Consider the following 12,754-nt stretch of genomic DNA (forward strand, 5'->3'; position numbering starts at 1 on the left):
AGCGCTTCTTCTGCCGCATCAAGCACTACCGTCGAATCGCCACTCGCTACGAAAAGCTGGCCGAACGGTTTACCTCGTTCATCAGTCTCGTCGGCTCCATCGTCTGCATGACTTGAATGTCAACACACCCTAGTACCTCGCCCCGGAAGTATCGGAACATGAACGCGCGTCTTCGCCCCCATGGCTGCGTTGCAAATCCTCGCCATAGCTCAAGCTATGTCTGCGGTTTGCGCCTTGCCCTGAAGCCGAATCCATCGCTTTCATTTTGTTCCTCTACTTCCGGGGCGAGGTACTAGCGAGGACTTTTGTGAGTCCAAGCGACGCGTATCAGTGGTGGTGCTTGTGCTCGTCGGCGCCTTCGGCCTTGGCCGCCGGTTTGGCCATGCCGCCGAGTTGGCGGGCCTCGGCCTTGATCTCGACCGTCTCGCGCTTTTTGTCGGCGCCCTCGAACACCAGGCTCAGGGGCACGCTATCGCCGGCGTTCACCGGGGCCTTGAGGCCGATCAGCATGACGTGATAGCTGCCGGGCTTGAGTTCCACCGTCTTGCCGGCGGGCAGGTCCAGGGCGGGCACGGCACGCATCTTCATGGTCGTGCCTTCCATCGCCATCTCATGCACCTCGACCACCTCGGCCACGGGCGAGCGCACCTCGACCAGGCGGCTGTCCGTCTTGGCCTTGAGCTGGAAGAAGGCGCCGGTGGCTTTTTGCTGGGCCACGGTGGCGCGCACCCAGGGCTGGCTCACTTCCACCTGGGCCTGGGCCGCGGCGGCGCAGAGCAACAAGGAGGCGAGCAGGGGGAGCGAAAGTTTGTGCATGGATTTCATGGTGGCGTGGGTGGAGGTCGGTAGAGGTCGGTAGGGACGCCGCAGCTTAGCAAAGTCTCGGCGGGCCCGGGCTCAGTGCAGGGCCGGCTCGTCCTTGTTTTCCAGCAGGCGGGCGCGCACATTGCGCAGGGCGAAGATGGACAGAAAGCTGCTCACCCGCGCCTCGGCCGCCAGGGCCTGGCGTTCGCATTCGTAGAGTTGCCGCACATCGTCCAAGTTCCGCTGGGCCTGGGCCGCCAGCGCTTCCAGGGCCTGGCTTTGATCGGCACCGGCATTGGGCATCGCGCTCATGAAATCCTCCTGTGGATCACTTGAAGCCCTCAGCCTACGCCCACCCCATGCGCCTGTCTTGTGCGCGGGGCCGCTCGATGCGGCTTCCATGACCGGGGTCAAACTTGGGCGGGTTCAGGCCCGCTCAGCAGCTCCAGCAAGGTGCGCGCCACCACCTGGGTGGCACGGCGCAGATCGGCCAGTTCCAGGTGCTCGTCCGCGCGCTTGGCATGGCTTTCCAGCACCGTGCGCGGCCCGGCGCCGTAGATGGCGGCCGGGATGCCATGCGCGCCGTAGAGCCGCACATCGGTGTAGAGCGGCGTGCCGGCGCAGGGGATGGGCTCGCCAAACACCGCCTCGCCATGCTTTTGCAGGGCCGCCACCAGGGCCTTGTTGCCGCTCTGCGGCTGCAGGGCGTGGGCCAGCAGGAGGCGCTTGATCTCCACCTTGATGCCGGGGAATTGGGCGGCCGCCTCGCGGATCAGCTGGCGCAGGCTGGCTTCCACCAGGACCGGGTCTTCCTCGGGAATCATGCGGCGGTCCAGCTTGAAGCCGACGCGGCCAGGCACCACATTGGTATTGCTGCCGCCCTCGATGCGGCCCACGTTCAAGTAGGGGTGCTTGATGCCCTCGACCTGGGAGCAGACCTGACGGTACAGATCGTTCTGCCTGTACAGCACATTCAAGATGCCGACCGCCGCCTGCAAGGCGTCCACGCCGCTGTCGGGGATGGCGGCATGGGCGCTCTGGCCCAGCACCGTCACCTCCATCTGCAGGCAGCCGTTGTGCGCCGTCACCACCTGGTAGCTGAAGCCGGCGGCGATCAGCAGGTCGGGTTTGCTCAGGCCTTCTTTCAGCAGCCAGGCCGGGCCCAGCTCGCCGCCGAATTCTTCGTCGTAGGTGAAGTGCAGCTCCACCCCGCCACGCAGCTTCGCGCCGCTGAGCGACTCCAACGCACGCAGCGCAAAGGTGTAGGTGGCGAAGTCGCTCTTGCTGACGGCGGCGGCGCGGCCGTAAAGCCGACCGCTTTGCAGATCGCCGACGATCTCGCCGCTGTAGGGCCCATGGGTCCAGCCCTCGCCGGGGGGCACGACGTCGCCGTGGGCATTGAGGGCGATCACCGGGCCGCCAGCCCCATGGCTGTCGCCGTAGCGGCGGCGCACGATCAGATTGATGATGCTCTCCATGCCCTGGGCCTGGACCCGCTCGGCCGGCACGGCATGCTGTTCGGCGCTCAGGCCAAAGCCTTGCAGCAGCTCGGCCGTGCGCCGTGCATGGGGCGCGTTATGGCCCGGCGGGGTGTCGGTGGGCACTTGCACCAGGGCCTGTAGAAAGGCAACCTGCTCGGCGAAGTGGGCATCAATCCAGGCGTCGAGCTGGGTGTTCAATTCATCGCGGTGGCTCATGGCTCAGAACTCCTGGGCTAGCTGGTCGAGCAGGGCTTGCATGGCCTCGGCGGCCAATTGGGCGTCGTCATTGCTGACGGCCTCCAGCGGGTTGTGGCTGATGCCGCCATTGCCGCCGCGCACAAACAGCATGGCTTGCGGCAGCAGGCGGTGCAGCTGCATGGCGTCGTGGCCGGCGCCGCTGGGCAGTTGGTGCAGGGGCAGGCCCAGGGCCGCCACGGCGCGGGCCCAGCGGGCCTGCCAGGCCGGGTCGCTGGGGGCGGCATCGGCCACCAGGGTGGGGCTCAGGCTGTGCTGCAGGCCGCGCCGCTGGCAGATCTCGGCCAGGCCGGCGCGCACCCGGGCGTCGAGGGCGTCGCGAGCGGTGTTGCTGGTGGCGCGCAGGTCCAGACTGAATTCGCAGCGGCCCGGCACCACATTGATGGAGCCGGCCGGCACCTTGAGCATGCCGACCGTGCCGACGGCATCGGGGATCTGGGCGGCCGCCTGCTCGACCCACAAGATCAACTCGGCCGCGGCGGCGGCGGCGTCGTGCCGCCGATTCATGGGCGTGGTGCCGGCATGCGAGGCCTGGCCGCGGATCTCGCCCAGATAGCGCCGGCTGCCGTTGATGGATGTGACCACGCCCAGCGGCAGGTCCAGCTCGTTGAGCACCGGGCCTTGCTCGATATGCACTTCGACAAAACCCAGATAGTCCTCGGCCCGGCGCCGCAGGGCCTGGATGGCCTCGATGTTGGCCGGCAGGCCGGCGGCTTGCATGGCGCTGCGCATGGGGATGCCGTCCGCATCCTGCGCATCCAGCCAGGCCGGGTCGAAATGGCCGGTGAGGGCGCTGGCGGCCAAAAAACTGGTCGGGAAGCGCAGGTTCTCTTCCTCGGCGAAGGCGACGACTTCGATGCCGAAGGGCAGGCGGCGGCTGGCACCGTGCAGCGCGCGCACGCAGGCCATGGCGGTGAGCACGCCCAGGCGGCCGTCGTATTTGCCGGCATTGCGCACGGTGTCGTAATGCGAGCCGCTCAGCAGGCGGCGCGGCTCCCTGCCGTCGCCGCGGTAGAGGCCGACCACATTGCCCACGGCGTCGATCTTGACCTCGTCAAAGCCGCAGTCCTGCTGCATCCACCACTGCAGGCGGCGCGCCACCGTCTGGTGGGCCTCGCTGAGATAGGTGGCGCTCAGCTGGCCCTGGGCGCGGAACTCGGGTTCCGAATGGGCGGCCAGCTCCTCCGCCCAGTCCAGCAGCAGATTGCCCAGCGCCGGGCTGTGGCCAAACTTGTCGTTCAAGCGGATCTCGGCGATGCGGTGAATCTGGCGCAGGCACTCGGCCAGCTCCTGCTCCGGGGGGGAGTCCAGGCGGCGCGCGAAGGTGGCCATGATCTCGGCTTTTGTCAGGCCCAAACCGCGCGGGCCGCGCACCGCCAGGATGAAAGGCCAGCCGAAGCGCTCGGCATAAGCCTTGTTCAGCGCCTGGATGCGGGCCAGCTCCTCGGCCGTGCACTGGGTCAGGCCGGCGCGGCTTTGTTCCTCGCTCGATTCGGCCGTCAGCGTCTGGCTCTGCATGGCCTTGCCGGCCAGCTCCGGGTGGGCGCGTATCAGGCCCAACTGCTCGGCCCGGCTGGCGCCGCGCACCACCTCGGCCAGGGCCTGCTTGAGCCCGGCCAGGCTTGGGAAGGGCCGGCGAGCGGCGGCCCGCTCGGCCACCCAGGGCGAGTGCTCGTAAATGCCGGCCAGCAGGTGGACGAAGTCTTGGCTGCTGGCGGTGTTGAGGGTGTGCAGATCCATGGTGCGCTGGCCTTGTTGGCTTGAATCATCCGGTGCTTGCTCTGCCATGGCTGATCACGACCTTGCCGCTGGCATGGCCGGCCTCCGCATAGGCCATGGCTTCGCGGGCTTGCTCGAAGGGGTAGACGCGGTCAATCACCGGGCGGATATGGCCTTGGTCTATCAGCTGGGCAATCTCCGCCAGCTGCGCGCCGCTGGGCTGCATCAGCAGGAAGCGGTAGCGGCAGCCGCAGCGACTGGCCAGGCGCCGGACTCGCCAGCTCAGCAGGGCGATCGCGGCGCGCAGGTAAAAAGGCATGGGCCAGTCGCGGGCCAGCTCGAGATCCGGCGGCCCCACCACCGAGACGACGATGCCGCCGGGCCGCAGCACCTTGAAGGAGCGGCGCAGTGTCGCCCCGCCCTGGGTGTCGAACACCATATCGAAATCACGCAGCAGGGCGCTGAAGTCCTGGGTCCGGTAATCGATCATCTGATCGGCACCCAGGGAGCGCAGCAACTCGTGCTTGGCCTGGCTGGCCGTGGCCGCCACATGGGCGCCCAGATGCTTGGCGTATTGCACGGCAAAGCTGCCGACCCCGCCCGCGCCCGCATGGATCAAGACCTTGGCGCCGGGGCCGAGGCGGGCGACATCCCGCATGGCCTGCCGCGTCGTCAGCGCCACCAGGGGGATGGAGGCCGCCTCCTCGAAGCTCAGGCGCCGGGGCTTCAGGGCGACCTCGTCCTCGTGCACGGCGATGCGCTCGGCGAATGTGCCGATGCGCATTCTGTTGGGGCGGGCGAAGACCGCGTCGCCGACGGCAAAGCGCCTGACCTTGGCGCCGACGGCGATGACCCGGCCGGCCAGATCGGTGCCCATCAGCAAGGGGAATTTGTATTTGACCAAGGGCCTGAGCGCGCCCTTGCGCACCTTCGCGTCAATCGGGTTGACGCTGGCGGCGTGGATCTCGATCAGCACATCGGAGGGGCCCGGGCTGGGCTCGGGAAAGTCCCCCAGCGCCATCCGCTCGGGGCCGCCGTAGCCGGGGATGTACCAGGCCTTCAAGGCTGCTGCCCCCACAGCAAGCTCATCGCCGATGCCCAGGCGCAATCCTGTTTTTTCGCATCGCCCGGCAAGCGGCCGTGCGTATCGATAGTCATCGTCCCGAGCGCCCGCGGCGAGGCTGCGCGGCGCCTGAGGTGGGGTGGGTCCAGCCTTGCATGAGTTTTCATAGGTCTTGCGCCGCGGCTTTGAGCGCGTCCAGGTCCGAGGCGAGGATGCTTGGGAGATGTCGACTGATCTTGGCCGCGGGCCAATGCCACCAAGCCAGGCGTTCAAGCTCCTGCACCACCTCGTCGCCATAGCGGCGCCGGATCAGCCTGGCAGGGTTGCCACCGACCACGGCATAGGCGGGAACATCGGCGGTGACCACGGCGCGGCTGGAGATGATGGCTCCATCCCCGATCTTGACGCCCGGCATGATCAGCGCGTCAAAGCCGATCCAGACGTCGTTGCCGATGACGGTGTCGCCTTTATAGGGCAGCTCGCCAGGCTTGGGGGCGGAGCTTTCCCAGCCGCCGCCGAAGATGAAAAAGGGATAGGTGGAGAAGCCGGCGCTTGGATGGTTGGCGCCGTTCATGATGAATTTGACCCCGCGCGCAATCGCGCAGAACTTGCCGATGATGAGCTTGTCCCCGATGAAGGGGAAGTGGTAGAGCACATTGCGCTCGAAGTTCTCCGAGTCTTCGGGGTCGTCGTAATAGCTGTAGTCGCCGACGACGATGTTCGGGTTCTTGACCGTGTTCTTGATGAAGCAGAGCTGTGGGAAGCCTTGCATGGGATGTGGGTTCTTGGGGTCGGGGCCGTTCATCGGGGATTGACGTCTCGCTGCTGAGATAGAAACAAGCGGCCTTTGCTGCTGGCCCCATGCGGATGGCCAGAATCTAGCATCCCGGCCTCAGCGCTGCTCGGCAACTCGCTCGCGCAGATAGAGGTAGAGCGGCAAGGCCAGCGAAACGCCGACGCAGAGCAGACCGGCGACGGGCAGCCACCAACGCTTGATCGGCTTTTGCCGCTGCTGATGCGCGATGAAGACCAGCAAGGTCAGGCCTGAGACCAGCACGTCCGCCCAGGCAAAGGCCGCCACCGGCGTGGCCATGGCCTGCTGGGTCAGCAGATGAATAGCCAGGCCATGCTGGGCCAGCCAGGGGCCGAAGAACGCATAGGGCAGGGCGGTGCCGAGCAGGCAGAGCAGGAGGTAGAGGGTCTTCAAAGAAATTGCTGCTGTTGAGGGGTGGTCAATATGGTTTCCGGCCTTCAATGCACGGGTGGGAAACGCAGGCATGGTTGCTGGTTCCAGCGCTCGTACAAATGCTTGTTGTGAATCTTTTCTTCTCCGAGCAGGAGATGCGCCTCGGCGCTATTGGCCGCGCTGCCGTTGAATGGTTCGGAACAGGGATCGCCCGAGCGAAAACATGGGCAGGCCTATTCCCACACAAACGCCGTCCTCGCATCAAAGGGATGGGTGGCCCGCCAATGCCGGGCGATGTCCACCCGGCGGCAGATCCAGACGCGATCGTGTTTCTCCACATGGTCAAGGAAGCGCTGCAGGGCGCGCATACGGCCCGGGCGGCCGAGCAGGCGGCAGTGCATGCCCACGCTCATCATCTTGGGCGCCTGCTGGCCCTCGGCATAGAGCAGGTCGAAGGCGTCGCGCAGATAACTGAAGAACTCATCGCCATGCGAGAAGCCCTGGGGCAGGGCGAAGCGCATATCGTTGCAGTCCAGGGTGTAGGGCACGACCAGATGTGGCGTTAGCTGGCCATCGCTCTTGCGCACCTGCAGCCAGAAGGGCAGGTCGTCGCCGTAGTGGTCGGCGTCGTACTCGAAGCCGCCGTAGTCGGCCACCAGGCGGCGGGTGTTGGGGCTGTCGCGGCCGGTGTACCAGCCCGAGGGGCGCTCGCCCAGCAGGCGCTGCAAGACGTCCATGCCCTGCTCCAGCTGGGCGCGCTCCTCGGCCTCGGCCATGGTCTGGTGGTTGACCCAGCGCCAGCCGTGGCAGGCGATCTCGTGGTTCATCTGCTGCAAGGCCTGGGCCAGCTCGGGGTGGCGCTGCAAGGCCATGCCGACGGCGAACACGGTCAGCGGCAGGCCGCGCGATTCGAACTCGCGCAGCAGGCGCCACACCCCGGCGCGCGAGCCGTATTCGTAAATGCTCTCCATGCTCAGATGGCGGGCCGGGTAGGCGGGCGGGTTGGCCATCTCGGACAGGAATTGCTCCGAGCCCGCGTCGCCATGCAGCACCGAGTTCTCGCCGCCTTCCTCGTAGTTCAGCACGAACTGCAGGGCGATGCGGGCCTGGCCCGGCCAGTTGGCATGGGGTGGTTTTTCTCCGTAGCCGATCAGGTCGCGGGGATAGGGCGGCAGCGATATGGGGGCGGACGCAGTCATGGGCTCGATGGGATGCCTACACTGCGGAACAGTTTATCGACAGAAACCCGAAGCCCTTCCGCCATGAGCAAACTGACCACCCATGTGCTGGACACCATGCACGGCAGCCCGGCCGCCGGCATGCAGGTCCGGCTTTATCGCCTGCCGGATGAAGAGGCCGCGCCGGCCTTGCTGCTGAAGTCCCTGCGCCTGAACGACGATGGCCGCGCCGACGCGCCCCTGCTGGCCGGGGCCGAGTTCAGCCCGGGCCGCTACCGCCTGGTATTTGCCGTGGCCGATTACTTCAAGGCCCGCGGCGTGCGCTTGCCCGAGCCGGCCTTTCTCGACCAGGTGCCGCTGGACTTCGGCATTGCCGATGCCTCGCTGCACTACCACGTGCCCCTGCTGGCCAGCCCCTGGAGCTATTCCACCTACCGGGGCAGCTGAGGTGGGGCCAAGCCCGCTCGAGCAAGTCCTGGCCGCGCTGCTCGAACAGCCCTTGGTGCTGATCGAGGTGTTGGGCGTCGAAGGCAGCGGCCCGCGTGAAGTGGGGGCCTGGATGGCGCTGGGCGAGGGCCTGGCCCTGGGCTCCATCGGCGGCGGTCAGCTGGAATTCGAGGCCATGGCCCTGGCGCGAGCGCTGCTGGCCGTGGCGGACGGAGCGGGGTTCAGTCGCCGCTTTCCGCTCGGCCCCAGCCTGGGCCAGTGCTGCGGCGGGGTGGTGACGCTGGGCTTCGAGCGCCTGCCCGCAGGCGCCGCGCAGGCCCAGGCCTTGCGCCAGCGCCTCGCCCCGCCGCCCGAGGCCTTGCTGCCGGTGGCCTTGTTTGGCGGCGGCCATGTGGGCCGCGCCATCGTCGAGCTGCTGGCGCGCCTGCCCTGCCGGGTGTGCTGGGTGGACAGCCGGGAGGCGGTGTTCCCGCTCGATCTGCCCGCCCATGTGCAGAGCGAATGTTCCGAGCCGGTGCAGGGCGCGGTGGCCGGGCTGGCGCCGGGGGCCCGGGTGCTGATCATGAGCTTCAGCCATGCGGAGGATCTGGACATCGTCGCCGCCTGCCTGCGCCGCCAGCGCGAGCGGGCCGACCTGGGCTTTATCGGCTTGATAGGCAGCAAGAGCAAATGGGCTAGCTTTCGCCAGCGCTTGTTGGCGCGGGGCTTTGAGGAGGCCGAGCTGGCCCAGGTCCGTTGCCCGATTGGCCTGCCCGGCATCCGCGGCAAGCAAGCCGAGGTGATCGCGATCGCCGTTGTCGCCCAGTTGCTGAGTCTGTGAATTCTGCCAGTTTTGCCTAAAAAATAGGCAGGCATCCCGGCGTATTTGCTGGGCCCGCAAAACCCGGGCCCAGTCCATAATCGCCCACATCAGTGGCAAGACGAGACGAGCGCGTGGACGAAATGCACCGTCGATTGGCAGCCTTGGAGGATGGTGAATGGGTCGCCCGGACCCTGGCATCCTGGTTGAACTCGGGCCTGCAGGCGCCAAGCGAGCAAGCGCTGGCGCAGGCCTGGCTTGGAGCCTGCCTTGGCCTGAGCGGCGTGCTGGCCGCGGCCCTGCACAAGCGCGAGCCGGCTGCCTGGGTCTGTGTGCACAGCCAGGCGCAGGCGCCTGAACTGTCTCCGGCCTGGCCTGGCTGGCCCACGCAGGCCGCGCCGCCCGAGGGGCGCGGCGGCCTTGAGCTCTTGCCGGGCCCGGACGCCGGCCAGGTCTTTTTGCAATGCCTGCTGCCCGGCGGCACGCAGGCCGACGCGGGCCTGAGCCTGCTCCTGCAAGGCCCGCCCAGCGCGCGCCTGCAAGCCTTGTTGGCCGCCTCGCCCGGGGCGCTGCAGCCTTGCTGGCAGCGTATGCAGGCCTGCTGGGCACAGCAGGCCCAGTTGGCGGCCACCCTGCAGCAACAGCATTTCTGGCAGGCGGCGATGGACAGCCTGCCCCTGCCGGCCTTCTGCCTGGACGAACAGGGCCGCTACGCCGGCATCAATCGCGCCTATGCCCAGGCTTTCGGGCCGCAAGCCCAGACCGTGCTGGGCAAGACGGTGATGGACTCACCCGATGTGCAGGATGAGTGCCGCGAAGAGTATCTGGGCGAGGACCTGCGGGTGATTCGCGAGACGGGCACGGCGCAGCGCGTATTCCTGCCCAGTTATGCCGACGGCAGCTGCCACGAGACCTTGTTCCGTTCGGCCGGCTTCCGTGATGCGCAGGGCCGGCCGGCCGGGATGGTGGGCTGCTTTGTCGATGTCTCGGAGCAGGTGCGGGCCGAGCAGGCCAGCGCCCAGGCGCTGCAGGATCAGCAGGTGATCTTCGAGGCGGTCAGCCTGGGGCTGATGTATGCGGTGGACCGCCAGATCAAGCGCTGCAACCCCATGTTCGAGCGCTTGTTCGGCTACCAGCCGGGCGAGTTGCTGGGCTGCAGCACCCGCTGCCTGTTCCTGAGCGACCGGCAGTTCGAGCAGGCCGGCATCGAGCTGTATGCACCCATCCAGCGCGGCGGCCAGTTTGAGGGCGTCTGGCAGCTCAAACGCAAGGACGGCTCCCTGTTCTGGGGCCGTATGTATGGCCGCGGCGTGATGGACGAGGGCGGGCAGCTGGTGGGCAGCGTCTGGGCTTTTGAGGATGTGACCGAATCGCGCCGCATCGCCCAGGAGCTGCAGTCGGCCAAGGAGGAGGCCGATGCGGCCAACCAGGCCAAGAGCAATTTCCTGGCGAATATGAGCCATGAAATCCGCACGCCGATGAATGCCATCATCGGCCTGTCCTTTCTGGCCCTGTCCACCCAGCTGACGCCGCGCCAGTACGACTACCTCAGCAAGATCCAGCAGTCCGGCCAGCACCTGCTGGGCATCTTGAACGACATCCTCGACTTCTCCAAGGTCGAGGCCGGCCGCCTGAGCCTGGAGCTGCAGCCCTTCGACCTCAACAAGGTGATGGCCAATGTGCTGGACCTGGTGTCCGAGAAGGCCAGGGCCAAGGGCCTGGAGCTGGTCTGCGACCTGCCCACCGAGATCCCCTGCTGGCTCACGGGCGACGCCCTGCGCCTGAGCCAGGTGCTGATCAATCTGGCCAATAACGCCGTCAAGTTCACCCAGGCGGGTGAGATCGTCATCACCGTGCGGGTGGCCGAGCGCGTCGAGGGCGAGGTGCTGCTGCGCTTCGAGGTGCGCGACACCGGCATCGGCCTGAGCCCCGATCAAACCGGCCGCCTGTTCCAGAGCTTCAGCCAGGCCGATGGCTCCACCACCCGGCAGTACGGCGGCACCGGCCTGGGCCTGGCGATCGCCAAGCGCCTGGTGGAGCTGATGGGTGGCGATGTGGGCGTGCTGAGCAAGCTGGGCGAGGGCTCGACCTTCTGGTTCACCACCCGGCTGGGCCTGGCGCCGGGCGAGCAGGGCCAGGCCTTGCTGGACCCCGGCCTGGGCATCAGCCTGGACGGGCGGCGGGTGCTGGTGGTGGAAGACAACGAGGCGGCCCGCACGGTGCTGGTGTCCATACTCAGCGGTCTGGGCATGGCGGTCAGCGCCGTGCCGACCGGTGAGGCGGGCCTGAGTGCGGTGGAAGACGCGGCCTTGGGCAGCGAACCCTTTGAGATCGTGCTGATCGACTGGCAGCTGCCCGGCATGGACGGCCTGGTGCTGGCCGAGCGCCTGGGCGCCATGCCCCTGGCCCCGCGCCCGCGCCTGGCCTTGCTGACGGCGTTTGGACGCGACGATGTGGTGGACGCCGCCTATCAACTCGGCATCCAGGAGGTGCTGGCCAAGCCCGTCTACCCGCAGGCGGTGCTGGACAGCCTCTTGCGCCTGCTGGAGGTCAAGCAAGGCCGCTCGCCCACCCAGGGCGGCAGCGCCGTCCAGCTGGAAGGGCTGCGGGCCTTGCGCGGCGCGCGCATCCTGCTGGTGGAAGACAACCCCATCAACCAGCAGGTGGCCAGCGAAATGCTGCACATGGTGGGCATGGTGGTGGAGCTGGCCGATAACGGCCTGATCGCCGTGCAGAAGGTCACGGCCACGGCCACGGCGCCGGATGCGGAGGGCCTTGCCGCCTACGATCTGGTCCTGATGGACATGCAGATGCCGGTGATGGACGGCGTGGCCGCCGCCAGCGCCCTGCGTGCCGACGGCCGCTTTGCCGAGCTGCCCATCGTCGCCATGACGGCCAATGCCATGCAGGTGGACCGGGACCGCTGCGCGGCGGCCGGCATGAACGACTTCGTCGCCAAGCCGATCGAGCCGGATGATTTATGGCAGGCCCTGCGCCGCTGCATACGCATGCGGCCCGGGCTGGGCGAGGGCAATAGCGGCGGCGGTGAGGACACCCAGGTGTTTGGCGCCGGCTTTGCCGCGCTGCTGGACGAGCCGCAGGTGCAGGAGATGCTGGGCCTGCGCCAGGCCGTGCCCGGCCTGGAGCTGCGCCTGGGCCTGCGCCGGGCGGCAGGCAATCCGCTGCTTTATCTGGCCATGTTGCGCGAGTTCCAGCTCAGCCGGGCGCAGGCCTGCAGCGAGATCGAAGCCTTGCTGCTGAAGGACCGCAAGGCCGCTGAGCGCGCGGCCCACACCCTCAAGGGCCTGGCCGGCAATATCGGCGCCAGCGCCGTGCAGGCCGCCGCGGCCCAGGTGGAGGAGGGCTTCCGGGAGGAGCAGTCCCTGGTCAATATCGTCGCCCGCATCACCCCCTTGCGGGTCTTGCTGGCCGCCCTGATCGAGAGCTTGCAGGCGGCCTTGCCGGAGGAGAGCTCGCCGACCGAGTTCCGCCCGCTGGATGAGGCCGAGGTCGAGGCCCAGCTGCAGGCCTTGCAGTCCCTGCTGCAGCACGACGACCCCGAGGCGCTGGACCATTTCAAGCAGCACAGCGCCGCCCTGCGGCCGCGCCTGGGCGAGGTGCATGCCGAAATCGCCGAGGCGCTGGACCGCTTCGACTTTGACCGCGCCAGCCGCAGCCTCAAGACTGTCTTGCGAGAGAAGCGGGCGGCGTCGGGCTAGCCCCTGCCGGGCCACAATGCCTCCTTAAGCTAGGGGTGTCGGGGCTTGGGGGACTAACGCAAGATTCCCGCTGCCCTCGGCAAGGCGCCGCGCCTTTGCCTAG

At 67.7% G+C, this 12,754-nt stretch carries 11 protein-coding genes; 3 read left to right on the forward strand and 8 right to left on the reverse strand.

Annotated features, from left to right (window positions below):
- Positions 1-327: 327 nt before the first annotated feature.
- From HNP55_RS21855 to puuE, 8 genes are all read right to left on the reverse strand, one after another.
- A complete protein-coding gene (locus HNP55_RS21855) occupies positions 328-825 on the reverse strand; it encodes a copper chaperone PCu(A)C (RefSeq protein WP_409993766.1) in 498 nt (165 codons plus the stop codon).
- 72 nt (positions 826-897) lie between these two features.
- Complete coding sequence (locus tag HNP55_RS21860) at positions 898-1,116, reverse strand: DUF3562 domain-containing protein (protein ID WP_184304188.1); 219 nt, start codon at positions 1,114-1,116, stop codon at positions 898-900.
- A gap of 98 nt (positions 1,117-1,214) precedes the next feature.
- The gene (locus HNP55_RS21865) at positions 1,215-2,501 is read right to left on the reverse strand and encodes a M20/M25/M40 family metallo-hydrolase (protein WP_184304190.1); all 1,287 of its coding nucleotides are present in this window, start codon (positions 2,499-2,501) and stop codon (positions 1,215-1,217) included.
- Positions 2,502-2,504: 3 nt separating this feature from the next.
- Positions 2,505-4,280, reverse strand: a complete 1,776-nt coding sequence (gene uraD / locus HNP55_RS21870) for a 2-oxo-4-hydroxy-4-carboxy-5-ureidoimidazoline decarboxylase (protein WP_184304192.1) — start codon at positions 4,278-4,280, stop codon at positions 2,505-2,507.
- Positions 4,281-4,305: 25 nt separating this feature from the next.
- Complete coding sequence (locus HNP55_RS21875) at positions 4,306-5,337, reverse strand: NADP-dependent oxidoreductase (protein WP_348648744.1); 1,032 nt, start codon at positions 5,335-5,337, stop codon at positions 4,306-4,308.
- A gap of 148 nt (positions 5,338-5,485) precedes the next feature.
- Positions 5,486-6,127, reverse strand: a complete 642-nt coding sequence (locus tag HNP55_RS21880) for a Vat family streptogramin A O-acetyltransferase (RefSeq protein WP_184304194.1) — start codon at positions 6,125-6,127, stop codon at positions 5,486-5,488.
- An 87-nt stretch (positions 6,128-6,214) separates the two neighbouring features.
- Positions 6,215-6,529 carry a DUF2834 domain-containing protein gene (locus tag HNP55_RS21885; RefSeq protein WP_184304196.1) on the reverse strand — a complete coding sequence of 105 codons (315 nt, stop codon included), beginning with the start codon at positions 6,527-6,529 and terminating at the stop codon, positions 6,215-6,217.
- A gap of 212 nt (positions 6,530-6,741) precedes the next feature.
- On the reverse strand, positions 6,742-7,707 hold the full coding sequence (puuE, locus tag HNP55_RS21890) for an allantoinase PuuE (protein WP_184304198.1): 966 nt from the start codon (positions 7,705-7,707) through the stop codon (positions 6,742-6,744).
- Between the two features lie 63 nt (positions 7,708-7,770).
- Between puuE and uraH the strand changes: the two genes are divergently transcribed.
- The 3 genes from uraH to HNP55_RS21905 all read left to right on the forward strand — a co-directional run bounded on the left by uraH (position 7,771) and on the right by HNP55_RS21905 (position 12,651).
- On the forward strand, positions 7,771-8,133 hold the full coding sequence (uraH, locus tag HNP55_RS21895) for a hydroxyisourate hydrolase (protein WP_184304200.1): 363 nt from the start codon (positions 7,771-7,773) through the stop codon (positions 8,131-8,133).
- Between the two features lies 1 nt (position 8,134).
- Complete coding sequence (xdhC, locus tag HNP55_RS21900; protein ID WP_348648745.1) at positions 8,135-8,953, forward strand: xanthine dehydrogenase accessory protein XdhC; 819 nt, start codon at positions 8,135-8,137, stop codon at positions 8,951-8,953.
- A 122-nt stretch (positions 8,954-9,075) separates the two neighbouring features.
- Entirely contained in the window at positions 9,076-12,651 is a 3,576-nt protein-coding gene (locus tag HNP55_RS21905; protein ID WP_246448599.1) for a response regulator, read from the forward strand.
- Positions 12,652-12,754 lie beyond the last annotated feature (103 nt).

It is taken from the genome of Roseateles oligotrophus (genome assembly GCF_014204525.1).
Classification (GTDB): Bacteria; Pseudomonadota; Gammaproteobacteria; order Burkholderiales; family Burkholderiaceae_C; genus Paucibacter_A; species Paucibacter_A oligotrophus_A.

What these genes read in the sequence shown, in the direction of transcription:
- HNP55_RS21855 (WP_409993766.1), bottom strand. Translation starts at nt 825, where the DNA reads ATGAAATCCATGCACAAACTTTCGCTCCCCCTGCTCGCCTCCTTGTTG.
- HNP55_RS21860 (WP_184304188.1), bottom strand. Translation starts at nt 1,116, where the DNA reads ATGAGCGCGATGCCCAATGCCGGTGCCGATCAAAGCCAGGCCCTGGAA.
- HNP55_RS21865 (WP_184304190.1), bottom strand. Translation starts at nt 2,501, where the DNA reads ATGAGCCACCGCGATGAATTGAACACCCAGCTCGACGCCTGGATTGAT.
- uraD (WP_184304192.1), bottom strand. Translation starts at nt 4,280, where the DNA reads ATGGATCTGCACACCCTCAACACCGCCAGCAGCCAAGACTTCGTCCAC.
- HNP55_RS21880 (WP_184304194.1), bottom strand. Translation starts at nt 6,127, where the DNA reads ATGAACGGCCCCGACCCCAAGAACCCACATCCCATGCAAGGCTTCCCA.
- puuE (WP_184304198.1), bottom strand. Translation starts at nt 7,707, where the DNA reads ATGACTGCGTCCGCCCCCATATCGCTGCCGCCCTATCCCCGCGACCTG.
- uraH (WP_184304200.1), top strand. Translation starts at nt 7,771, where the DNA reads ATGAGCAAACTGACCACCCATGTGCTGGACACCATGCACGGCAGCCCG.
- HNP55_RS21905 (WP_246448599.1), top strand. Translation starts at nt 9,076, where the DNA reads ATGCACCGTCGATTGGCAGCCTTGGAGGATGGTGAATGGGTCGCCCGG.